The organism is Marivita sp. S2033 (assembly GCF_046592965.1).
Taxonomy (GTDB): domain Bacteria; phylum Pseudomonadota; class Alphaproteobacteria; order Rhodobacterales; family Rhodobacteraceae; genus Marivita.
In genome coordinates, this window is sequence record NZ_JBISBV010000003.1 from 147,780 (window position 1) to 171,288 (window position 23,509).

The 23,509-nt window shown below is 61.0% G+C and carries 21 protein-coding genes and 2 tRNA genes; 15 read left to right on the forward strand and 8 right to left on the reverse strand.

Annotation, left to right across the window (positions count from 1 at the left end):
- Window positions 1-12: 12 nt before the first annotated feature.
- The 5 genes from ACGKZZ_RS07455 (at window position 13) to ACGKZZ_RS07475 (ending at window position 4,726) form a co-directional block, all read left to right on the forward strand.
- The gene (locus ACGKZZ_RS07455) at window positions 13-792 is read left to right on the forward strand and encodes an ABC transporter ATP-binding protein (RefSeq protein ID WP_411222885.1); all 780 of its coding nucleotides are present in this window, start codon (window positions 13-15) and stop codon (window positions 790-792) included.
- Window positions 789-1,619: an ABC transporter ATP-binding protein gene (locus tag ACGKZZ_RS07460; RefSeq protein WP_411222886.1), complete on the forward strand. Its 831-nt coding sequence runs from the start codon at window positions 789-791 to the stop codon at window positions 1,617-1,619. Before ACGKZZ_RS07455 ends, ACGKZZ_RS07460 begins: the two co-directional genes overlap by 4 nt.
- A gap of 124 nt (window positions 1,620-1,743) precedes the next feature.
- Window positions 1,744-2,754: a branched-chain amino acid ABC transporter permease gene (locus ACGKZZ_RS07465; protein WP_411222888.1), complete on the forward strand. Its 1,011-nt coding sequence runs from the start codon at window positions 1,744-1,746 to the stop codon at window positions 2,752-2,754.
- Window positions 2,751-4,040: a branched-chain amino acid ABC transporter permease gene (locus ACGKZZ_RS07470; RefSeq protein ID WP_411222889.1), complete on the forward strand. Its 1,290-nt coding sequence runs from the start codon at window positions 2,751-2,753 to the stop codon at window positions 4,038-4,040. The genes ACGKZZ_RS07465 and ACGKZZ_RS07470 overlap by 4 nt, the downstream gene beginning before the upstream one ends.
- A gap of 38 nt (window positions 4,041-4,078) precedes the next feature.
- Window positions 4,079-4,726, forward strand: a complete 648-nt coding sequence (locus tag ACGKZZ_RS07475; protein WP_411222890.1) for a response regulator transcription factor — start codon at window positions 4,079-4,081, stop codon at window positions 4,724-4,726.
- Between the two features lie 24 nt (window positions 4,727-4,750).
- Here the strand turns inward: ACGKZZ_RS07475 and ACGKZZ_RS07480 are convergent, their stop codons facing one another.
- Window positions 4,751-6,049, reverse strand: coding sequence for an ATP-binding protein (locus ACGKZZ_RS07480; RefSeq protein WP_411222891.1), 1,299 nt, complete (start codon window positions 6,047-6,049; stop codon window positions 4,751-4,753).
- Between the two features lie 89 nt (window positions 6,050-6,138).
- Between ACGKZZ_RS07480 and ACGKZZ_RS07485 the strand changes: the two genes are divergently transcribed.
- From ACGKZZ_RS07485 to ACGKZZ_RS07495, 3 genes are all read left to right on the forward strand, one after another.
- Window positions 6,139-7,059 carry an MBL fold metallo-hydrolase gene (locus ACGKZZ_RS07485; RefSeq protein ID WP_411222892.1) on the forward strand — a complete coding sequence of 307 codons (921 nt, stop codon included), beginning with the start codon at window positions 6,139-6,141 and terminating at the stop codon, window positions 7,057-7,059.
- Window positions 7,060-7,122: 63 nt separating this feature from the next.
- Window positions 7,123-7,197, forward strand: a tRNA-Asn gene (locus ACGKZZ_RS07490).
- Window positions 7,198-7,630: 433 nt separating this feature from the next.
- The gene (locus tag ACGKZZ_RS07495) at window positions 7,631-8,215 is read left to right on the forward strand and encodes a hypothetical protein (protein WP_411222893.1); all 585 of its coding nucleotides are present in this window, start codon (window positions 7,631-7,633) and stop codon (window positions 8,213-8,215) included.
- A gap of 220 nt (window positions 8,216-8,435) precedes the next feature.
- On the opposite strand, the gene ACGKZZ_RS07500 is transcribed toward ACGKZZ_RS07495, so the two are convergent.
- From ACGKZZ_RS07500 to pdxH, 5 genes are all read right to left on the reverse strand, one after another.
- Complete coding sequence (locus ACGKZZ_RS07500) at window positions 8,436-12,086, reverse strand: vitamin B12-dependent ribonucleotide reductase (protein ID WP_411222894.1); 3,651 nt, start codon at window positions 12,084-12,086, stop codon at window positions 8,436-8,438.
- Between the two features lie 521 nt (window positions 12,087-12,607).
- Window positions 12,608-12,684, reverse strand: a tRNA-Pro gene (locus ACGKZZ_RS07505).
- A gap of 13 nt (window positions 12,685-12,697) precedes the next feature.
- Entirely contained in the window at window positions 12,698-13,210 is a 513-nt protein-coding gene (locus tag ACGKZZ_RS07510; RefSeq protein ID WP_411222895.1) for a DUF192 domain-containing protein, read from the reverse strand.
- Window positions 13,189-13,728, reverse strand: a complete 540-nt coding sequence (locus tag ACGKZZ_RS07515) for a cold-shock protein (protein WP_411222896.1) — start codon at window positions 13,726-13,728, stop codon at window positions 13,189-13,191. The genes ACGKZZ_RS07510 and ACGKZZ_RS07515 overlap by 22 nt, the downstream gene beginning before the upstream one ends.
- Window positions 13,729-13,830: 102 nt before the next feature.
- Window positions 13,831-14,436 carry a pyridoxamine 5'-phosphate oxidase gene (gene pdxH / locus ACGKZZ_RS07520; RefSeq protein ID WP_411222897.1) on the reverse strand — a complete coding sequence of 202 codons (606 nt, stop codon included), beginning with the start codon at window positions 14,434-14,436 and terminating at the stop codon, window positions 13,831-13,833.
- A 168-nt stretch (window positions 14,437-14,604) separates the two neighbouring features.
- On the opposite strand from pdxH, the gene fabI reads away from it, so the two are divergent.
- The 6 genes from fabI to trpE all read left to right on the forward strand — a co-directional run bounded on the left by fabI (window position 14,605) and on the right by trpE (window position 21,239).
- A complete protein-coding gene (fabI, locus tag ACGKZZ_RS07525; protein WP_411222898.1) occupies window positions 14,605-15,411 on the forward strand; it encodes an enoyl-ACP reductase FabI in 807 nt (268 codons plus the stop codon).
- Between the two features lie 6 nt (window positions 15,412-15,417).
- On the forward strand, window positions 15,418-16,014 hold the full coding sequence (locus ACGKZZ_RS07530; protein WP_411222899.1) for a LysE family translocator: 597 nt from the start codon (window positions 15,418-15,420) through the stop codon (window positions 16,012-16,014).
- Between the two features lie 25 nt (window positions 16,015-16,039).
- Complete coding sequence (gpt, locus tag ACGKZZ_RS07535) at window positions 16,040-16,543, forward strand: xanthine phosphoribosyltransferase (protein WP_411222900.1); 504 nt, start codon at window positions 16,040-16,042, stop codon at window positions 16,541-16,543.
- A gap of 95 nt (window positions 16,544-16,638) precedes the next feature.
- Window positions 16,639-17,835, forward strand: coding sequence for an aminotransferase (locus ACGKZZ_RS07540; RefSeq protein ID WP_411222901.1), 1,197 nt, complete (start codon window positions 16,639-16,641; stop codon window positions 17,833-17,835).
- 41 nt (window positions 17,836-17,876) lie between these two features.
- Entirely contained in the window at window positions 17,877-19,721 is a 1,845-nt protein-coding gene (locus ACGKZZ_RS07545) for a peptidyl-prolyl cis-trans isomerase (protein WP_411222902.1), read from the forward strand.
- 3 nt (window positions 19,722-19,724) lie between these two features.
- Window positions 19,725-21,239 carry an anthranilate synthase component I gene (gene trpE, locus ACGKZZ_RS07550; protein WP_411222903.1) on the forward strand — a complete coding sequence of 505 codons (1,515 nt, stop codon included), beginning with the start codon at window positions 19,725-19,727 and terminating at the stop codon, window positions 21,237-21,239.
- 23 nt (window positions 21,240-21,262) lie between these two features.
- On the opposite strand, the gene ACGKZZ_RS07555 is transcribed toward trpE, so the two are convergent.
- Window positions 21,263-21,676: a SufE family protein gene (locus ACGKZZ_RS07555; RefSeq protein ID WP_411222904.1), complete on the reverse strand. Its 414-nt coding sequence runs from the start codon at window positions 21,674-21,676 to the stop codon at window positions 21,263-21,265.
- Between the two features lie 149 nt (window positions 21,677-21,825).
- On the opposite strand from ACGKZZ_RS07555, the gene ACGKZZ_RS07560 reads away from it, so the two are divergent.
- On the forward strand, window positions 21,826-22,326 hold the full coding sequence (locus tag ACGKZZ_RS07560; protein WP_411222905.1) for a hypothetical protein: 501 nt from the start codon (window positions 21,826-21,828) through the stop codon (window positions 22,324-22,326).
- 3 nt (window positions 22,327-22,329) lie between these two features.
- Here the strand turns inward: ACGKZZ_RS07560 and rnd are convergent, their stop codons facing one another.
- Entirely contained in the window at window positions 22,330-23,487 is a 1,158-nt protein-coding gene (gene rnd, locus ACGKZZ_RS07565; protein WP_411222906.1) for a ribonuclease D, read from the reverse strand.
- Window positions 23,488-23,509 lie beyond the last annotated feature (22 nt).

Sequence of the window (23,509 nt, forward strand, 5' to 3'; positions counted from 1 at the left end):
TTTGGGTGAGGAATGATCGAGGTTAAGAACCTCCATCGGCATTTTGGTGGATTTCGCGCGGTCGATGGGGCCACGCTTGAGATCGAGACCGGGTCGATCACCGGGCTCGTCGGTCCGAATGGCGCAGGAAAAACCACGCTTTTCAACGTGGTGGCGGGCGTTCTTCCGCCAACGTCCGGCCAGGTCTTCATGGCTGGCGAGGATATCACCGGGCTTGCGCCGCACACTCTGTTTCACAAGGGGCTGCTGCGCACGTTCCAGATTGCGCATGAATTCAGTTCGATGTCATGCCGCGAGAACCTGATGATGGTGCCGGGGGATCAAACCGGAGAAACGCTTTGGAACACCTGGTTCGGACGCAAGCGCATTGCCGACCAGGAACGCGCGTTGCGGGCCAAGGCTGACGAGGTGCTGGAATTCCTGACCATCGAGCATCTGTCGGATCACAAGGCCGGGCAGGTATCGGGCGGGCAGAAAAAGCTTCTCGAGCTTGGCCGCACGATGATGGTCGATGCCCGGATCGTGTTTCTCGATGAAGTGGGCGCCGGTGTGAACCGGACCCTTCTGAACACCATCGGCGACGCCATCATCCGCCTGAACAAGGAGCGCGGCTACACGTTCTGCATGATCGAACACGACATGGATTTCATCGGTCGCCTGTGTGATCCGGTGATCGTGATGGCCGAAGGCAAGGTGCTGTCGAAAGGCACAATAGACGAGATCAAATCGGACGATCGCGTGATCGAAGCGTATCTTGGCACCGGCCTCAAGAACAAGGAGGCGGTCGGGTGAGCAACAATCCCTATCAGGACGATCGCGGCAATCGCGACCGCTCGATCACCAATCCGCACGGACAGGGCACGATGCGCGGCACCGGCACGCAAACGCGTCCGATGCCCGCGCCAGGGGGGCCGTACCTGATCGGCGAGACCATGACGGGCGGCTATGGCAAATCCGGGCCGGACATCCTGCATGGGTGTACCATCGCGGTCGAGCGCGGAGAGATTGCGGTGATCGTCGGCCCCAACGGTGCCGGCAAATCAACGGCGATGAAAGCCGTGTTCGGCATGCTCGATCTGCGCGAGGGCTCGGTGCGGCTGGACGGACAGGACATCTCGGCGCTGACACCGCAAGCGCGGGTGCGCGAGGGCATGGGGTTTGTGCCGCAAACCTCGAATATCTTCACGTCGATGACGGTCGAGGAAAACCTCGAGATGGGGGCGTTCATCCGCGAGGACGATTTCGCGCCAACGATGGAACAGGTTTACGAATTGTTCCCGATCCTGCGTGAAAAGCGCCTTCAGGCGGCGGGCGAACTCTCGGGCGGGCAGCGCCAGCAGGTCGCGGTCGGACGTGCCCTGATGACAAAACCCAAGGTCCTGATGCTGGATGAGCCGACCGCCGGTGTGTCGCCGATCGTCATGGACGAGCTGTTCGATCGCATCATCGAGGTGGCGCGGACTGGGATTTCGATCCTGATGGTGGAGCAGAACGCCCGCCAGGCGCTTGAAATTGCAGACAAAGGGTATGTGCTGGTTCAGGGGCGCAACGGCCATACGGGAACGGGCAAGGAACTGCTTGCCGATCCGGATGTGCGGCGGTCTTTCCTTGGGGGATGACAGGGATGTGCCAGTGCAAGGCACGCGCGACCCAAAGGCAACGCGGGATGGAGATGGTGGATTTGCATTTTATTGAAGAAAAGAAGCACGGGACGGCGCGGCGCTCCTGTGGAGGGGCGACTTGATGGACCTGTTGAACGGCTTTGTGGCGCTGGCCAATTTCGTGCTGATCCCGGCGATTGCCTATGGCAGTCAACTGGCGCTCGGCGCGCTTGGGGTCACGCTGATCTATGGCATCCTGCGCTTTTCCAACTTCGCCCATGGCGACACGATGGCCGTTGGCACCATGTTCGCGGTGCTGGCGACATGGGGGTTGCAGTCGCTGGGCGTGTCGCTTGGCCCCTTCCCGACTGCGCTGTTGGCGATTCCGTTCGGGATCATCGGCGCGGCGGCGTTGATCTTGCTGACCGACAGATATGTCTACAAATTCTACCGGGCACAAAAGGCCAAGCCGGTGATCCTCGTGATCGTGTCGATCGGGGTGATGTTCATCTATAACGGCTTTACCCGTATCATCATCGGCCCAGATGACCAGAGGTTTGCCGATGGCGCGCGGTTCGTGATTTCGGCGGGCGATTTCAAGAAGTTGACCGGGCTGGAGGAAGGACTGGCGTTGCGCACCTCTCAGGTGATCACCGTGATCGCTGCGGTGGTGATCGTGGCGATCCTGTTCTGGTTCCTGAACAAGACGCGCACCGGCAAATCCATGCGCGCGTTCTCTGACAACGAGGATCTGGCGCTGTTGTCGGGCATCAACCCCGAGCGTGTGGTGCTGGTCACATGGCTGATCGTGGCGACGCTGGCGACGGTGGCAGGTGTGCTTTATGGGTTGGACAAGTCCTTCAAACCGTTCACCTATTTCCAGCTTCTCTTGCCGATCTTTGCCTCGGCCATCGTCGGCGGTCTGGGCAACCCGCTGGGCGCCATTGCGGGCGGATTCGTGATCGCGTTTTCCGAGGTCGGGATCACCTATGCCTGGAAGAAAGTGTTGGTCTACTTCATGCCGCCCGCATTGGAGCCTGACGGCTTGGTGCAAATCCTGAGCACCGAATACAAGTTCGCCGTCAGCTTTGTGATCCTCGTCATCGTGTTGCTGTTCCGGCCAACCGGCCTTTTCCGGGGGAAGTCGCTATGAGAGCGCTTGTACTGTTTGCGATTGTCGCCTGTCTCATAATCGGAACCGGTTTCTTGCAAAGCTGGAATTCGGCCCTGTTGATCCTGAACATGGGTCTGGTCAGCGCGGTGATGGCGCTTGGCGTGAACTTGCAATGGGGATTGGCGGGACTGTTCAACGTCGGTGTGATGGGCTTTGTCGCGCTTGGCGGGCTTGCGGTTGTTCTGGTGTCGATGCCGCCAGTGCCTGCCGCCTGGGCAGCCGGTGGCATTCAGATATTGCTGGGTCTGGTTCTGGGGGCCGCGTCGGTCGTGGCGGCGGTGCTGATCTGGTCGCGCACCTCCGGACGTTTGCGGGGATGGGCCACGGCGGCGGTGCTGCTCGTTGGGCTGGTCGTCTGCCGCATGGTGCTCGATCCGGCGGTGCAATCTGTCGAGAGCGTGGATTCCGCGGTGTCGGGCTATCTCGGAGGGATGGGTTTGCCGGTACTTCTTGCCTGGCCCGTCGGTGGGCTTCTGGCGGCTGGTGTTGCATGGATCATCGGCAAGACCGCGCTTGGCTTGCGGTCGGATTACCTCGCCATCGCGACGCTGGGGATTGCCGAAATCATCATCGCGATCCTCAAGAACGAGGATTGGCTTGCGCGCGGCGTCAAGAACGTGATCGGCCTGCCCCGTCCGGTGCCTTACGAGGTTGATCTGCAAGCCGATCCCGCCTTCGTGGAGCGTGCCACCGATTTCAATCTGGACCCGACAACCGCGTCGACGCTCTACGTGAAACTGGAATACGGACTGCTCTTTGCGGTGGTTCTGATTATCTTGCTGGTGCTGTCGCAACTGGCGTTGAAAAGCCCGTGGGGCCGCATGATGCGGGCCATCCGCGACAACGAAACCGCAGCGCGCGCGATGGGCAAGGATGTCACCGCCCGGCATCTGCAAGTCTTTGTTCTGGGCTCGGCCATTTGCGGTATCGCGGGTGCGATGATGACCACGCTTGACGGGCAATTGACGCCCGGCACCTACCAGCCGCTGCGCTATACGTTCCTGATCTGGGTGATGGTGATTGTCGGAGGATCGGGGAACAATCTGGGTGCGGTTCTGGGCGGATTCCTGATCTGGTTCCTGTGGGTTCAGGTCGAACCGATGGGACAGCTCGTGATGACGCTCGTGACCGCTGGAATGGCGGATGGTTCGTGGCTCAAGACGCACCTTCTGGACTCTGTGCAGCATATGCGTCTGTTGACAATGGGAGCGATCCTGCTTCTGGTTCTTCGGCTGAACCCGCGCGGGCTGTTGCCGGAGCGCTAAAGGCCCCGGGCAAAAGCGCGACATCCGTGGTGAGGGCAATGGACGACGATGGCGACACATCCCTAACGGCGTTGGTGATCGACGATCATCCGCTATACCGTGACGCGCTGACGCAGATCTTGCAGGAAATGGTGAAGTTTGGCCATGTCCACGCAACCGACACAGTGACGTCCGCGCTATTCCTTCTGGAATCTCGCGTGCGCGTGGATGTCATTGTCGTGGATCTGGAACTGCCCGACGCTCATGGAGTCGACGCGCTGGTCGCCATGCACGCGGCCGCGCCAGAGGCCGCAATCCTCGCCGTGGGCGCGGACATGACCAGCGGCCTTGCCAGGGACGCCCTGGCCGCAGGAGCGGTTGGGTTCATCACGAAACTGTCTTGCCGCGCCGAGATCCGCGCGGAAATCGAACGCCTGTGCGTGGGACACGCGTTTCCATCCGCTAGCGTACTCGATGAGACAGAGGCCGCCGGGCGCCTCGCGTCATTGACGCCGCAACAAGCGCGCATCCTTGATTTGATTTGCCAAGGCAAGTTGAATAAGCAGATTGCATTTGATCTGTCGATCGCCGAAACGACGGTGAAAACACATGTCACGGCCATTCTTCGAAAACTTGACGTACACAGTCGCACACAGGCGGTTTTGCTTGCTCAGACGGCACGGGCCGACGGACCAACAGGACACTGACCGGCGCGTTCGTTCGCCCTGCGCTCAACGCGCAATCACGATGTCGGCGCACAATCCTCCCAAGGCCTGGCTTTCGCCAAGACGCAGAACACCACCGTGAACGCGGGCGATGTCTGCGGCGATGGCCAGCCCCAATCCGACACCCGAACCCTTGTCCTGATTGCGCGCCGGATCAAGGCGGACAAACGGGCGCAAGGCTGTGTCGCGGTGCTCGGGCGCAATGCCGGGGCCGTTGTCTTCGACCCGAATGCGCAGCGATTTTTCGGTCAGCGACACGGACACCTCGCACCGCGTTCCATAGCGCACGGCGTTGCCGATCAGGTTTTCGATCGCGCGCCGCATCGCGGTGCGCCGCAGCATCACTTCGCCCTGCCCCCGGATCTCCCCAAGCTCGACCGCCATACCGGCGCGTTGGCATATGGAAACAATGTCTTGCACGAAATCCGGCACCCTGGTCGGTTCGGCGGGCGTGCCGTCCGAATTGCCTCGCGCGAATTCGAGAAACGCATCGATGAGCCTTTGCATATCGTCAATGTCACGCTCAAGCGGTTCTCGGTCCTCGTCCTCCAGCATCGAAACGCCCAGCCGCAAGCGGGTCAGCGGCGTGCGCAGGTCGTGACTGACCCCGGACAACATCATGGTGCGCTGCTCGATCTGCCGCTCGATCCGCGAGCGCATTTCCAGAAACGCGTGCCCGGCCGAGCGGACCTCGACCGCGCCCGAAGGCGAGTAAGGCACATGCCGACCGCGGCCGAAGGCTTCGGCAGCCTCGGACAGACGGGTGATCGGACGCAGTTGGTTGCGCATGTACATATACGCGATCAATGTCATCAGCGCGCCGAAGACCACCATGTTGACCAGCAGTTGATGCGGATTCGACGCCGACGCGCGTTCGCGATTGAACTCGATCTTCACCAACGGCTGATCATCCCGCCGGACCCATACGTACACCGTGTGATCATCCACCAGATGGAGACGCTGAAATCCCTCGACGTCGCGTTCCAGCGTGCGCGTCACGACGATGCCGGAGAAATCATACCATCGGCGCAAATTTTGCGCCGGCATGTCTTCGGCAGAGGTGTCCAGGAAATCCAGCCGCAAGGCGCGCGCCAATGCCGGTTCATCGACCCACTCATCATCGAGCGCGGCATTGATCTCGCGCGCAAGCTCGACGCTCATCTGTTCGGTGACGCCCTCGAAATGCCGCTGGATGAACACCACCGACACGACAAGTTGCAACGTCACCACCGGCAGAATCAGGATCAGCGCGGCGCGACCGTAAAGCCCGCGAGGCATGTAGCGTTTGAGCCAGTCAAAATTCATGCCGCCACGCTACTGCACTGCCTGACAAAACGGAATGACCCGTCATCAAGAGGTTGCAAATCACGGCGCAGCCTGATGCTGTCGGCGCCATGCAGAACGATCCCCAACCCGAGTTCCGGCCGATTCCAGGCGTGCCCGACATAGTGTCGCCGGGCCTGCGCCGCATCCTTGCGCCGAACCCGTCGCCGATGACATTTCGCGGCACCAACACCTATCTGCTGGGCACGTCCGACATCGCGATCATCGACCCCGGTCCGGACGACGAAACCCATCTCGACGCGATCCTCAGCGCGGTTGGCGCGGCCAAAGTGTCGGCGATTTTCGTCACTCACGCGCATCTCGACCATTCCGCGCTTGCACGTCCGCTTTCGCGCCAGACCGCCGCGCCGGTCTATGCCTTTTCAGGCGCGCTTGGCGGGCGCAGCGAGCTGATGCAAGATCTCGCCAATCACGGCCTGATGCGCGGTGGCGAAGGCGTCGATCTCGGGTTCCAGCCCGATGTCGAACTGCATGACGGCGCAGAGATCCACGGCGCGGAATGGAGCGTGCAGGCGCTGCACACGCCCGGGCATTTCGGAAATCATATGTGTTTTGGCTGGAATGACACGCTTTTTTGCGGCGATCTCGTCATGGGCTGGGCCAGTTCACTGGTCTCTCCGCCCGACGGCGATCTCACCGATTTCATGCATTCGTGCCGCCGTGTGCAGAGTGGAATTTGGTCCGTGCTCCACTCGGGCCACGGCGCGCCGATCACCGATCCCGCGTCCCGGCTCGACTGGCTGATCGCGCACCGCCACTCGCGCGAAGCCGCGCTCCTGTCCGCCCTGCGCGACGGCCCTGCAACCTGCGCCGATCTGGCCAGGCGCATCTACACCGACACGCCCCCTACTCTGATGCGCGCCGCGACACGGAATATCCTTGCGCATATGATTGATCTTTATCGCAAAAAAACGGTTATTCCCGATGGCCAGCTGACCGCAGAGGCATGCTTTGAACTTTGTCACAAATAGGCGCATTTTTTTGCCAAACCCTCTGGACGCGCCCCACCACTGTTGCTAAACCCCGCCTCGTGTTCCGGCGTAGCTCAGCGGTAGAGCAGTTGACTGTTAATCAATTGGTCGTAGGTTCGATCCCTACCGCCGGAGCCAAAAATCCCCCAAGAAACCAGATTTCTTGAGATTTTGGCTTTTGGACGCCGTGGCGCCAAAGCCGATCCCTTCCTAGATTGTCGCGCGCAGTCCAGAGACTATCGTGCGCACTTGCCGCTTGCGGTGACCGTGTATCGGCACGGCGTTGCGGCCGCGAAATGGTAGGAAATTCAACGCAAAGGTATCATAATTTCGACCCTTTCTAAGGCGCTAATCCATTGATGTGTTTCGCCGCTTGGGAACGACCGAATTTATGTACCGTACATCACCCGTTCTTGTGCTGGACGAAGGTCCCTTGCGTATCCGTTACGTGCCCGGGGACAGCAAAAGGCTTGTGGTGAGTTTTTCGGGTGTCGGACGGGTGCGATCCGAAGAACCTCCGATCGAGTTCTTTTCGAGCGCTTCAGACAATGGCAGGAACCACGTGCTTTTCGTGACCGATCGATCCCGGTCTTGGCTGAATGGGACAGGCATCGCCGCGATCATACGGTCTGCCATCGACGCGATACGCGATGACATCGGTGCCGTGAGCGTGGTTGGCCTTGGCAATTCCATGGGCGGCTTTATGGCCCTTGCGCTATCCAGGGACGTGGCATTTGACGCTGTGTTCGCGCTCACGCCGCAGTATTCGATCCTGCCAAACGAGGTGCCCGAGGAAACGCGGTGGCGGTATTTCAGAAAGCGGATCGAAACGGTCCATTATCCGCGTGCGGATACGTTTCGCCCCGATCGCACCAAGTATTTCATCCTCCACGGCAGCGATGAAAGCGAACTTGTCCATGCGCTGCGGTTTCCCATGGCCAATGGAGTATCGCACTTCATCCTGCCAGGCTGTGGCCACCAGTTGGCGTCACAGATGAAGCGAAAAGGTCTCCTGACCCCGATCGTGCGTGATCTGATCGATGGGCGGTATCGGCGCATGAGAACGCGTTTGAACGCGCTTGATGCGATGAGACGGATAGATTTCGAGGCACGCCGGCGCACTGCAAATCAACATCTCAGCATCGCTGCCGAATAGACCCTGGCCCTGCGTGTGGGTGGGACGCCTGGTCAGCCATCGAACCCACAGCGTATTTCTGTGAAGAAAAACGGGCGCCCAAAGGGACGCCCGCAAGGTTCGCAAATCAGGCTCTGTTGGTTCACCGCTCGGTTTGTTTTCTGCCTGCGGCCTGATTGGCGTTCAGGGCGAGCGCACCCGCCCCAAATCTCTCATGCATGATCGACAGGTCTCTCCGATCTCAGCTACACCCGCTCGTTCCGCCACAGGTGTTGCACTTCATGCAGGTGCCGTTGCGCACCAGCGTGTAGTTGCCGCAATCGCCGCAGGCTTCGCCCTCATAGCCTTGCATCTTGGCGCGGGTGACGGCGGTCATGGCGGTGGCGCTGGTGGTTCGGGTCATCGAGGTGGCGACGAACGTGGTTTCAGGAACCAGCGTGCTCAGCGCCGAGACCGGGTCACCGCCAACGGCTACCGCACCGGACTGGCCACCTTGCAACACCACCAATTCCTGCGGCATCCGCTTGCGCAGGTAGCCGGTGGAGCTGATCTGCTTGAGCACTTCGAGCGAGCGTGACGCGGCCGTTTCCGACAGTTCCTTGACGTTGGAAACGCCCTCTTCCTCGCCGCGTCCGATATCATCGAAGGAAGCACCTTCCGGTTTGACATGCGCCAGGTCGGTGCGGTCGAGATAGGACACGGCCAGTTCGCGGAAGATGTAATCGAGGATCGAGGTCGCGTTCTTGATGCTGTCATTACCCTGCACCATGCCCGCCGGTTCGAACTTGGTGAAGGTAAAGGCGTCCACGAACTCTTCCAGCGGCACACCGTATTGCAGACCGACCGACACGGCGATGGCGAAGTTGTTCATCATCGCGCGGAAGCCGGCGCCTTCCTTGTGCATGTCGATGAAAATTTCGCCAAGCTGGCCATCGGCATACTCGCCGGTGCGCAGGTAGACCTTATGGCCGCCGATGATGGCCTTCTGGGTATAGCCCTTGCGTCGCTCCGGCATTTTCTCACGCTGCTGCGCGACCTCCTTGATGACGATCTTCTCGACAATCTTTTCCGCCAGAACCTGCGCCTTTTCGTGCATGGAACCGGATTCCAGCACCTCTGCCGCGTCCTCGTCCTCGACCAGCGCGGCTGCCAGAGGTTGCGACAGTTTGGAGCCGTCGCGGTAAAGCGCGTTGGCCTTGGTGCCGAGCGACCAGCTCAGCTCATAGGCGTTCTGGCAATCCTCGATGGTGGCGTCATTGGGCATGTTGATCGTCTTGGAGATCGCGCCCGAGATGAAGCTTTGCGCCGCTGCCATCATGGTGATGTGGCTGTTGACCGAGAGATAGCGCTTACCCTTCTTGCCGCAGGGATTGGCACAATCAAAGATCGACAGATGCTCGTCCTTCAGATGCGGTGCGCCTTCCAGCGTCATGGTTCCGCAGACATGATCGTTCGCGGCGTCGATCTGGGCCTTGCTGTAGCCCAGGTGGCGCAGCAGGTCGAAGGCCGGATCGTTGAGTTTTTCGGCCGGGATGCCCAGCACCTCGCGGCAGAATTCCTCGCCCAGCGTCCACTGGTTGAAGACGAAGCGGATGTCGAATGCCGCCGCCAGCGCGCCATCGACTTTTTGCAGTTGGGCCGGTCCAAAGCCGTGGCCCACCAGCGACGTATGGTTGATGCCCGGCGCGTTGCCGATGGAGCCGTGACCGACGGCATAGGCCACGATCTCTTCGATCTGCGCCGAGCCGTACCCGAGCTTTTCAAGCGCGGCAGGAACCGACTGGTTGATGATCTTGAAATAGCCGCCGCCCGCCAGCTTCTTGAATTTCACCAGCGCAAAGTCCGGCTCGATCCCGGTGGTGTCGCAATCCATCACCAGACCGATGGTGCCGGTGGGCGCGATCACGGTGGACTGTGCGTTGCGGTAGCCGTGCTTTTCGCCAAGGCGCAGCGCTTCGTCCCAGCTCGATTTGGCCAGTTCGACCAACGTCGGATCGGGGCAGTTGCCGTGATCCAGCGCGACCGGCTTGACCGACAGCGCCTCATAGCCATCGGTCTTGCCATAGGCGGCGTTGCGGTGATTGCGGATCACCCGCAGCATGTGCTCGCGGTTTTTCTTGTAGCCGGCAAAAGCACCCAGCTCTCCGGCGATCTCGGCCGATGTGGCATAGGAGACACCCGTCATCACAGCGGTCAGTGCGCCACACAGCGCGCGGCCCTCGTCGCTGTCATAGGAATAGCCCATGTTCATCAGCAGGCCGCCGATATTGGCATAGCCCAGACCCAGCGTGCGGAAGTCAAAGGAGCGCTGCGCGATCTCCTTCGACGGAAACTGCGCCATCATCACGCTGATTTCCAGCGTCAGCGTCCAGAGGCGCGTGGCATGCATGTAGTCCTCGGACTGAAACACACCGTCCTTGAGGAAGGTCAGCAGGTTCATGGACGCGAGGTTACAGGCCGTGTCATCGAGGAACATGTATTCCGAGCATGGGTTGGAGCCGCGAATCTCGCCATCCGCCGGGCAGGTGTGCCATTCGTTGACGGTGGTGTGGAACTGGATGCCCGGATCGGCGCAGGCCCATGCGGCGTGGCCCACGTCTTCCCACAGGTCGCGCGCCTTGATCGTCTTGGCGACGCTGCCATCGGTGCGGCGGATCAGCTCCCAATCTGCGTCGTCCTTGACCGCTTGCAGAAAGGCGTTGGTGACGCGGATGGAGTTGTTGGAGTTCTGGCCCGAGACCGACGCATAGGCCTCGGAGTCCCAATCGGTGTCATAGGTCGGGAATTCGATGGTCGCATAGCCCTGCCGCGCGTAATCGAGCACGCGCTTGATGTAGGTCTCGGGGATCATCACCTGCTTGGCTGCCCGGATCGCGCCTTTCAGGGCGTCGTTCTTCTTGGGATCATAGGCGTCTTCTTCCGCGCCGTCCCATGTGCCGATGGCCGCAAAGATCGCGTTCAGCATCTTCTCGTGCATCTTCGATCCGGCGACAATGGAAGCGACCTTCTGCTCTTCCTTGACCTTCCAGTTGATGAATTCCTGAATGTCCGGGTGGTCGGCATCGCAGATCACCATCTTGGCCGCGCGACGTGTGGTGCCGCCCGACTTGATCGCGCCCGCCGCGCGGTCGCCGATCTTGAGAAAGCCCATCAGGCCCGACGATTTGCCGCCGCCCGACAGCGGCTCATTCGCCGCGCGCAGGCTGGAGAAGTTGGTGCCGGTGCCGGAGCCATACTTGAACAGACGCGCCTCGCGCACCCAGAGGTCCATGATGCCGCCCTCGCCCACCAGATCGTCGGCAACGGACTGGATGAAACACGCGTGCGGTTGCGGATGCTCGTAGGCGGAGGTGGATTTCGTGAGCTTGCCGGTCTTGTAATCGACATAGAAGTGGCCCTGCCCCGGACCGTCGATGCCATAGGCCCAATGCAGGCCGGTGTTGAACCATTGCGGGGAGTTGGGCGCGGCCATCTGGGTCGCCAGCATGTGGCGCATCTCGTCGAAATAGGCCTGCGCGTCCTCTTCGGTGGTGAAATAACCGCCCTTCCAGCCCCAATAGGTCCAGGCGCCGGCCAGACGATCAAAGACCTGCTTGGAGGAGGTCTCTCCTGTGGTTTCGGTCTTGGCGGAGGCCGGTTTGCTGCGCCACAGGAAGCTCGGGACGTCGTTTTCCTCGATCTTCTTCAGCTCGTCAGGCACCCCGGCCTTGCGGAAATACTTCTGCGCGATGACATCGCTGGCGACCTGGCTCCAGCTGGCAGGAACCTCGACATTGTCGAGATGGAAGACAATCGTTCCGTCGGGATTGCGGATCTCGGAGGTGGTCGAGACGAACTCGATCCCCGCATATGCGTCTTGGCCTGCCTTGGTAAATTTCCGCTCTATTTTCATCGTGCCGTTCTCATTTCTAATTCAACCCCAACCAATGGCCCTAAATGGCCGACAGAGACGCAGGCACACGCCATCCACGCGCTAAATCGCGCGGATGCAAACGATGACGTTCGAAACTTGGTGTGTTCGTCCCTCGGCCGATCAAACACTATATCTTGTGTGTGTCCGTATCGGCCTGCACAAATTGGCGTATCTTCTGCCATCGCGTCAACGCTTTTTTCACGAATTTGAACATAGATTTTGGGTTGACCGGCAATCGGGACACAAGGGGTGGTGATTCACATGTGGACGGGCCGTGTATAGGTCTGTGGATAACCTGCGGGCAAAAAGTGTTCGCCCGACCAGCGAGTTATCCACAGGATTTCAACAGGCACCTCAAGCCATTGGGGCGGCGGAACCGTGCGACAGCAGTCAGAGGATTCGCATTTGCGTGTTGGAACTGCTGTGGCACTATGCACACAATCAACCCTCACCGGACATACCGGTGAAAAGGATTGTGCGAGTGACATGTTTTTTATGAATGGTCGGGACGGCAAGATTCGAACTTGCGACCTACGGTACCCAAAACCGTCGCGCTACCAGGCTGCGCTACGCCCCGACTGAGGCGTCGTTTAGCGGTCGTCGTCCGATTTGGAAAGCGGTTTTTTGTCACCTTCACACGGCCATGCTGCGACATCGTCCGGGATGGCCGGATGGCGCAACTCGGTGCCAACGTCGACCCCGAGTCGCCTCGCCATACCGGCGTTAAGCTCCAAAACGAACTGGATGTCACTGCCGCCGGAAATCGCCGTCAGATCGCCCGGCACCGCATTTTCATGCACCCGCTGCACGACGCCCGCGTCGTCGGCAAAGATCATATCCAAGGGAATAAGCGTGTTCTTCATCCAGAACGTGACGGGGCGCGCGCTGTCATAGACAAACAGCATCCCCTGCATGGTCGGCATCGACTCGACGAACATCAGGCCGCGACTGCGCAACTCGGTGGTATCAGCGACATCCGTCGCGATTCGGGCACTGCCCCAATCGCCGCGCATGAATACGGTATCGTCACGGCAGGCTTCCATTGCGACCGCCTGCGAGCAGGCCATCGCGAATACAAGGCTCAGGCCAATCCGGCTTCCCATGCGAACACCTCTACCGCCATCAGCCCGCGTGCGCTTTCGATGGCACGCAACGCCAGGGCTTCGCCGGGAAACAAATCCGAAAGCCCGGATCGGCGCAAGACCTCGACATGGATAAAGATGTCTTCGGCGCGCCCATAGATATTGGCAAAGCCAAATCCCTTGGCCTTGTCAAACCACTTGACGCGCGCAGGCGCCAATGGCGCGGCCGCGATTTCCTCGGGCGTCACGCCGCTGAAATCCTCAAGCGGGGCAATGTCGTCCGGGTTGGGCGGGGTAATCGCCCTGATCGTGATTGCCTGAAGGCCCCGATCCGTTTTCTGAACGTCGACATCGACCCGCGCGCCATCGGCGACAGACCCCTGACCGAAGTTCCGCAACACGTTTGCGTGCAGCAGGATATCCGGGCCGCCCTCGTCGGACACCAGAAACCCGAATCCCTTCGCCGGATCGAACCATTTTACATGTCCCGAAACACGCGCATCCACTTTTTGCGACTGTTCCGCGTTGCTATCAAACATCTGATTACCGCCTTCCATCATGGCGACTAAAACCTGCACTGCCGCTCAAGACATATGAAAATATGCCCGAAAACAAGAGCTGCAATTCACGTGACGTGACGGTCATGGATTTAATCTGCTGATTATCCACGACTTCTTTTTTGGCTCCCATGACCAACGAAACCGGTCGTGCAATCGAAACGTCCCATCCGCCCAGAACTCGATCTCCGTCGGAGCGATCCGGTAACCGCCCCAGAACGGCGGCCGCGCCGGATGAGTCCCATGCTTCGCCGTCACCCGCGCCACTTCGGCCATCAACTTGGAGCGCGACTCAAGCGGCTGTGACTGCTTCGATGCCCACGCACCCAGACGGCTTTTCAGTGACCGTGACGCGTAATAGGCATCGGCCTTTTCCCCATCTTCGCGCGTCACAGTCCCCCGCACCCGGATTTGGCGATGCAGCGATTTCCAGTGCATCACGAACGCCGCTTTGCCGGACGACTCGATTTCCTGCGCCTTCCGGCTCTCGTAGTTCGTATAAAAGACAAAGGCATCCTCCTCGATCTCCTTGAGCAGCACCATGCGCACATTGGGCATGCCATCGGCATCGACCGTTGACAGCGCGATCGCGTTCGGGTCGTTGACCTCCGAAGACTCAGCGTCCTTCAGCCACGCGCGGGCAATCCGGAAGGGGTCTTCACCCGCAAATATTCCTGTGCGATCGCTCATTCTGGTCTCCTAGGCAGCACTTGCCTCTATCGGATAGTCGTTCAAACTGTCCAACTGTTCTTTGTTGCAACGCACATACGCGCAAAATTCCGCCGGAATCCGAGCCTTGCCCGAACTGCAACCTTCGCCTAAACGAAGAGAATACATATCGGGAAAGGGCGGCACGCCATGCAGAACAAGATTATGGCCGGAAAGCGCGGGCTTATCATGGGGCTGGCCAATGACAAATCCATCGCATGGGGCATTGCACGCGCCCTGGGCGAAGCGGGTGCCGAACTGGCATTCTCCTATCAGGGAGACGCCCTGAAGAAACGCGTCGCCCCGTTGGCCGCGAAACTCGGCTCGGACATCGTTCTGCCCTGTGACGTCAGCAGCGAAGAATCGATCGACTCGCTGTTTCAGGGACTCAAGGAGCGTTGGGATTCCCTGGATTTCATCGTCCACGCCATCGGCTTTTCCGACAAGAGCGAATTGCGCGGCCGCTACGTGGACACCACACGCGACAATTTCACCATGACGATGGATATCTCGGTCTATTCCTTCACCGCCGTGATGCAGCGCGCCGAAAAGATGATGACGAATGGCGGCGCAGCACTCACCATGACCTATTACGGCGCCGAACGGATCATGCCCCATTATAATGTGATGGGCGTGGCGAAGGCGGCACTGGAAAGCTCCGTGCGCTATCTGGCCGAGGATCTGGGCAAGGACGGCATCCGGGTCAACGCGATTTCCGCCGGTCCGATCAAGACGCTCGCCGCGTCCGGCATCGGGGATTTCCGCTACATCATGAAATGGAACGAATACAACTCGCCGCTGCGTCGCAACGTGGATATCGACGACGTCGGAAAGTCGGCGCTCTATCTTTTGTCCGACCTTGGGTCCGGCGTGACCGGAGAGACGCATCACGTCGATGCCGGATACCACGTAGTTGGCATGAAAGCCGTCGATGCGCCGGATATGTCCAAGGAATAGAGCCCCGTGACAACAGCCGCGCTCCTTGCCTTCAACGTCGCCATTCTCGGTGCGCTTGTCTCTCCAGGTCCGGCATTCGTCGCGATGCTGCGCGCCACCTTGGGCAACGGACAACGCGACGGTCTGATGTGCGGGCTGGGTCTTGCCTGCGGCGCGCTGGTCTGGAGCTTGCTGGCCGTGCTCGGGCTCACCGCGATATTCGCGGTGGCGCCCTGGGCCTATCTCGCGCTCAAGATCGCCGGCGGGCTGTATCTTGCATGGTTCGCCTATCGCCTCTGGAGTGGTGCCGATACACCCGCGAATGCCGACGCTCCGAAAGGGCTTTCGGGTTTCCGCCTCGGTTTCGTGACCAACCTTGCCAATCCCAAGGCCGTGGTGTTCATCGCCGCGATCTTCACAGCGGTCTTTCCGACGATGCCGAAGGGCAGCGACGCGGTGCTTGTCCTCGCCAACCACCTCGCGCTTGAAGCTGCATTTTACATTCTGCTGAGCATCGGCCTCGCCATGCCCGCTGTGCGCGCGCTATACAGCCGATGCAAATCCATCGTCGATCGCGCCGCCGCCGTCCTGCTCGGCGGAATGGCATTGCGGATTGCCACCTGAGCCACACTGACCCAAGGAGACCTCCATGTCAGACCGCCTGCCCCACGAAAAAGGCTTCCACGTCAGCTGGGACCAGCTGCACCGCGACGCGCGCGCGCTCGCCTGGCGGCTTGACGGAGAAGGCCCGGATGATGGCGCATGGCGCGCTGTGGTTGCGATCACCCGCGGCGGCATGGCCCCGGCAATGATCGTGGCGCGCGAACTCGACGTCCGCGTTGTCGATACGATCAGCGTCAAGAGCTACAACCATCAGGCACAATCCCAGCCCAAGGTGATCAAATCCCCCGATATGACCGTCGTCGGCGACGGCACCGGCGTTCTGGTGGTCGACGATCTGGTCGACACCGGCCGCACCATCGAGGTGGTGCGCCAACATATGCCCAAAGCCCATATCGCCACCGTCTACGCCAAGCCGAGCGGCAAGCCACAGGTCAACAGCTTCATCACCGAAGTAAGCCAGGACACCTGGATTTTCTTTCCGTGGGATATGGCCCTGCAATACGTCCAGCCCTATCGCGGCACCGACTGATCGGGTTTCTTTGGGCCCGAAATACCTCGGGGTAAATTGGCCAAAGGCCAAGAGGGGCAGCGCCCCTTTAGCCCGCAATTGTGGAAAGACCGACCATGACCACGCGCACCCGATCCACCTTTGCCCCGCCCGTCCCCGAGGCGCGCCGCTGGCTTGACGGCGTGACGCTGCCCGATGACATGCCCTTGATCAATGTCAGTCAGGCCGCCCCGGTCGAGCCGCCGCCGCCAGCCATGCGCGCGGCGATGGCAGAGGCGCTGCACGCCACGCAGACCCATCTTTACGGTCCCGTTCTTGGTCTGCCAGCATTGCGCGAAGAACTCGCGGCGCAATGGTCGGCGCATTACGGCGGCACCGCGACGCCGGATCAGGTGGCGATCACCTCGGGTTGCAACCAGGCGTTTGCGGCCACGATCACCGCGCTCTGCACCGAGGGTGACGAGGTGATCCTGCCGACGCCCTGGTACTTCAACCACAAGATGTGGCTCGACATGTCGGGTGTTTCCGCGGTGGCCCTGCCCACCGGCGACGATCTGATCCCCGACGCAGGTGCGGCGCAGGCGCTGATCACGTCGAAAACCCGCGCAATCGTTCTGGTCACTCCGAACAATCCCGGCGGCGTGGAATATCCCGCAGACACACTGGCCGCGTTTTTCGCGCTGGCACGCGCACAGGGCATCAAACTGATCATCGACGAAACCTACCGCGATTTCGACAGCCGCACCGCACCGCCACATACGCTGCTGTCCGATCCCGTATGGGACGACACGCTGATCCAGCTCTATTCCTTTTCCAAGGCCTATCGCCTGACCGGCCACCGCGTTGGCGCGATCATCGCCAACGCGCGCCTTCTGGACGAGGTGGAGAAATTCCTCGACACGGTTGCGATCTGCGCGCCGCAACTGGGGCAGATCGCGGCCCTTTGGGGATTGCAGAATCTATCCGGCTGGCTGGCCGATGAACGCCGCGAAATCCTCGACCGGCGCGCAGCGATCTACGAGGCGATGCCGATGATCGCGGATAAGGGCTGGCGGCTGATGGGGTGTGGCGCGTATTTTGCCTATCTGGAGCATCCGTTCGCCGAAAGCAGCGCCACCCTCGCCCCGAAGCTGGTGCGCGAGATCGGGGTGCTGGCCCTGCCCGGCACCATGTTCGCACCCATGGACGATCCGGCGGGTCACCGCCAGTTCCGTGTCGCGTTTGCCAATGTTGACCGCGTCGGGATCGCGGCCCTGTTCACACGTCTTGCAACCCTCGACTGGCCCCTTGCGAGCCCCGATCCTGCCGCGTAGACACAACCGCAGAACCGGCACTAGGAAGAGGCGACAATTGCATGGCGATGGGCAAAGGAAAGCTGTCGAAAACCCTGATTTGGGTGCTCATGGGCCTGTTGTTCGTGGGGCTTGCGGGCTTTGGCGCGACAAGCCTCACCGGATCGGCGCGCAGTGTGGCCACCGTGGGCGATGAAGAGATCACGACCGACGCCTATGTCCTGGCGCTGCGCAACGAAATCAACGCCTTCGCGGCGCAAGCAGGCCGCACGATTCCCATCTCCGAGGCGCAATCCCTCGGACTTGATCGCCAGGTTCTGGCGCAACTCGTCACCGCGCGCGCGCTCGACAACGAGGCGGGCAAGATCGGGCTGTCGGTGGGCGACGAGGTGGTGGCCGAACAGCTTTTGCAGGTGCCCTCATTCCAAGGTGCAGATGGCAGCTTCAACCGCGAAGCGTATCGGTTTGCTTTGCGCAATCAGGGTCTGAGCGAAGCCGAATTCGAAGAACGCCTGCGCGACGACACCGCCCGCACCATCCTGCAAAGCGCGCTTGTTTCGGGCAACGCGCTGCCTGACACCTATGTGGACACGCTGCTGGCTTATACCGGAGAAACCCGCGATTTCACCTGGGCCCGCCTGACCGGATCGGATTTGCAAACCGGACTGCCCGAGCCATCGGAAGCCGAACTGCAAGCCTATTACAACGAGAATATCCAGAATTACACCCTGCCAGAGCTGCGCGACATCACCTATGCGTGGATCACGCCGGAAATGATCGTCGATACCGTCGAAGTCGACGAAACGGCGTTGCGCGCCGCCTATGATGAGCGGGCAGCCGAATTCAACCTGCCAGAGCGCCGGCTCGTCGAACGACTGGTGTTCAGCGATGACGCCGCAGCCAGCGCCGCACTGGAGCGCCTGTCGGGCGACCTCACCTTCGAGGCGCTGGTGACCGAGCGTGGCCTGACACTGGCAGATGTCGACATGGGCGATGTGACGCGGGATACATTGGGCGACGCCGCCGAAGCGGTGTTTTCCGCCAGCACCGGCGATGTGGTCGGCCCGTTGCCGTCAAACCTCGGCCCGGCGCTCTACCGGGTCAACGCGGTGCTTGATGCGCAAAGCACCAGCTTCGAGGACGCCCGCGCGGATCTGCGCGGCGAACTGGCCCTCGACCGCGCCCGCCGCGTGATCGAGACCATGGCGCAAACGATGGATGATGACATGGCCGCCGGAGCGACGCTGGAGGAACTGGCGCAGGCGAGCGATGTCGAACTGGGCCAGATCGACTGGTTCCCCGGAGCGGATGGCGAGATTGCCGCCTATGATGCGTTCCGCGAAGCGGCGGCCGAGTTGAACGAGGGCGATTTCCCCGAAATCATGCAGCTTGGCGATGGCGGCGTGTTTGCGATGCGCCTCAACGGCATTCAGCCCCCCGCGCCGCAACCGCTTGACGCCGTGATCGATCAGGTCCGCCAAGGGTGGGACACCCGCGCCCAGACCGAGCAACTGATGCTGCGGGCCGAGGACGTGGTCGCGGACTTGAGTGACGGCGCCACGTTCGAAGCGCTAGGCCTGACACCGACGCAGGAAAGCGGCCTTGGCCGCAACGCGCAGATCACCGATCTGCCGCCAACCCTGCTGGAGACCGTATTCCAGATGGAGCAAGGCACGGCGCGCGCGGTTGCCGGAACCGGCGAGGTGTTCGTGCTTCGGCTTGACGGCATCTCCGAGGTGGACCGCGACAGCACCGATATCGCGATGCTGGCGCAGGCCTTGCAGGATCAGGCTGCCGGCAGCGTCGCCGAGGATCTTTTCCGCGCCTTCGCGATCGATGCGCAGCAACGCGCCGGCGTGCAGGTCAACCAATCGGCCATCAACGCCGTTCATGCCTACATTCAATAGCTTATGGCCACTTTGACCCCCGATTTCGACAGCTTTGCACGCGCCTATGACGCGGGCCAGAATCAGGTCGTCTATGCAAGGCTGGCGGCAGATCTTGATACGCCGGTTTCCCTGATGCTCAAACTGACGGACGCTGCCAAAGACGCATTCGTGCTGGAAAGCGTCACCGGTGGCGAGGTGCGGGGCCGCTACTCGATCATCGGGATGAAACCCGATGTGATCTGGCAGTGCCACGCAACCACATCGCGCATCAACCGCAGCGCGCGGTTCGACCCAGACGCGTTCGAGGATCAGGCCGACGATCCCCTCACGGCATTGCGCGCGCTGATCGCAGAGTCGAAGATCGACCTGCCTGACGACCTGCCACAATCCGCAGCGGGGCTGTTCGGGTATCTGGGGTATGACATGATCCGGCTGGTCGAGCATCTGCCGAATGTCAATCCCGACCCGCTCGGCCTGCCCGATGCGGTGATGATGCGCCCCTCGGTCCTGGCGGTGCTGGATGGGGTCAAGGGCGAAGTCACCGTGGTGTCACCCGCCTGGGTCAATGACGGGCTGACGGCGCGCGCCGCCTACGCCCAGGCCGCAGAGCGCGTCATGGACGCCGTGCGCGATCTGGAACGCGCCTTGCCGCAACAATCGCGCGAGATGGGCGAAGCGGCGGAAATCGCGCCTCCGGTGTCGAATTTCACGCATGACGGCTACAAGGCGGCCGTGGACACTGCAAAGGATTACATTCGCGCAGGTGACATCTTTCAGGTCGTGCCGGCGCAACGGTGGTCGCAGGATTTCCCACTCCCTCCGTTTGCGCTTTATCGTTCACTGCGAAGGACTAATCCGTCACCCTTCATGTTTTACTTTAACTTCGGCGGGTTCCAGGTGATCGGCGCCAGCCCGGAGATTCTGGTGCGCGTCTTTGGAGATGAAGTCACCATCCGACCCATTGCCGGGACGCGCCCGCGCGGCACCAACGAGGCCGAGGATCGCGCCTTGGAAGCCGATCTTCTGAGCGACCCGAAGGAATGCGCCGAACATCTCATGCTGCTTGATCTGGGGCGCAATGATGTGGGCCGGGTTGCCAAGATCGGAACAGTGCGCCCGACCGAGAAATTCATCATCGAACGCTACAGCCATGTGATGCACATCGTTTCGAACGTCGTCGGTGAACTGAGCGAGGATCATGACGCGCTGTCCGCGCTTCTGGCCGGTCTTCCGGCAGGCACTGTCAGCGGCGCCCCCAAGGTGCGCGCGATGGAGATCATTGACGAGCTTGAGCCGGAAAAGCGCGGAGTCTATGGCGGCGCCGTGGGATATTTCAGCGCAGGCGGCGACATGGACATGTGCATCGCGCTGCGAACCGCGCTGGTCAAAGACCAAAAGCTTTATATTCAGGCCGGTGGCGGTGTCGTTTACGACAGCGACCCCGAGGCCGAGTATCAGGAAACAGTCCACAAATCGAATGCCATCCGCCGCGCGGCCGCCGATGCAGCGCGGTTCACCGGCAGCGGCAACACCTAGCCGGTTCGGACTCAGGAACCACGTCAGGCCAGGTTTTGTGCCGCAAACCCCTGAAGACGCTCGATCATGGCGCGCAGCCCATTGGAGCGTTGGGCGGACAAATGCTCGTTCAGCCCCAACCGTCCCAGTTCGTTGCGGGCGTCAATCGCCACCACGTCAGACGCCGGAATACCGTCATAAAGCTTGCGCAGCACCGCGATCAGACCGTTGACGATCATCGCATCGCTTTCGCCCTCAAAGCGAACCAGATCGCCGTCCATTTGCGGGTGCAGCCAAACCTGGCTTGCGCATCCATCGACCTTGGTTGCAGGCACCTTCAACGCCTCGGGCAACGGCTCCATCGCGCGGCCGAGTTCGATCACCATGCGATAGCGATCTTCCCAATCCTCAAGAAACTCGAAATCCTCGACGATTTCTTCAAAGGCGGCGCAGGCCATGGATGTCTCCGATCAGTCGTGGGTGTTGGCCAGACACGTAAGGAGAGACGCGCCAAACGTCCAGTCCGGGCTTGACGCTTTTCAACGCGCGCGCAATCGGTTACGTCAAAAGAAGGCAGGCGAAGGGATGGACCATGCGCAAATCCGCGATGATTGTGATTCTGGCGACAGTGGCGTTGACCGGGTGTAGCGCCGTCAGCGAATCGCGGTTCAACCCGCTCAACTGGTTCGGATCGAGCCAGCCCGACCCTGCCGCGATGAACCCGGCGGAAAGCGCGACGAACCCGCTGATTCCGGCGCGGCGCATCTCGCTTTTCCGCAGCAATCAGCCGGCCGCGTTTGCAGGGCGTCCGATTGCCGACATCACGGAGTTGCTGATCGAACGCCGCCCCGGCGGCGCGATCATCCGCGCGACCGGACAGGCAAGCCGCGTCGGCCCGTTCGATGTCCGCCTGATGGTTGACGAGACCGCCAGTACCAAGGGCACGTTGGTGTTCGACATGCGCGCATTGCAGCAAGCGGGGCCGCGCAACACCGGACCATTGGCGCGTCAGGTCACGGTGGCCCGCTGGATCACCGATCAGGACCTGCGCGGCATCCGCTCCATCACGGTGCGCGGGGCCAACACCGCGCGCACGGTCCGCCGTTAAGGGCTAAAGCTCGACGATCTGGACCTGCTTGCCTTTTGCCGCCAAACCGACCTGCCCGTCGCACAGACGTAAAGCGTCCTTGCCAAAGACCTCTCGGCGCCAGCCACTCAGCGCCGGAACGTCCCGTTCGCCCGAGGCCAGCGCGTCAAGATCGGCGGCCGAGGCAATCAGTTTGGGAGCAACGCCCGAGACATCTGTCTTGGCCTTGAGCAAGACGCGCAACAGATCGGCCAGCGCGGGGTTGACCTGTGCCGATTGACGGCTCGTATCCGGCTCGGGCAATCTTTCCTTGGGCAAATCCTGCGCGCGCTGAACGGCGTCGAGGATGCCTTGGGCAATGTCACCTTTGCGGGCATCGCGCAGCAGAAGGCGCGATTTGCCCAGATCTCCCATATCCTTGGGCTTGGTGGAGGCCAGTTCAACCAGCGCGTCATCCTTGAAAACGCGGCTGCGTGGCACGTTGCGATCCTGAGCATAGGCTTCGCGGAATTTTGCAAGTTCCTGAACAATCGCTAGAAAGCGTGGCGCGTTGGAACGGGTTTTAACCCGCTTCCACGCGTCTTCCGGATGGGTGACATACGTGTCGGGCGCCATCAGCGTGGCGATTTCCTCCTCGACCCATTTGTCGCGCCCGGTATCGGACAATTTCTTGCGCAAAAATTCGTAAATCTGACGCAGGTGCGTCACATCGGCCAGAGCATAGGCTTTCTGGGTGTCGGACAAGGGCCGCCGCGACCAGTCCGTGAAGCGCGAGGATTTGTCGAGAGGTTGCTTGGCGATCTTGCGCACCAGAGTCTCGTATCCCGCCTGTTCGCCAAATCCGGCCACCATCGCGGCGACTTGGGAATCGAACAAGGGATACGGAATAACGCCATGATCTATATAGAAGATTTCAAGATCCTGCCGCGCGGCATGAAAGACCTTTACGGTGTCGGGATCGCGAAACAGATCAAGCAGCGGATCAAGCGACAGGTCCTCCGCCAGCGGATCGACAAGCACCGCATCGGTTTCGCCGTCGCCCCGAAAGGCCAACTGGATCAGGCAGAGTTTGGAATAATAGGTCCGCTCGCGCAGGAATTCGGTGTCGACGGTGATATAATCCGTCTCTGCGGCGCGGCTGCAAAACTCGGCCAGATCAGTCGTCGTCTTAATCGTTTTCATAAGGGATCGTTCGTTTTTGAAA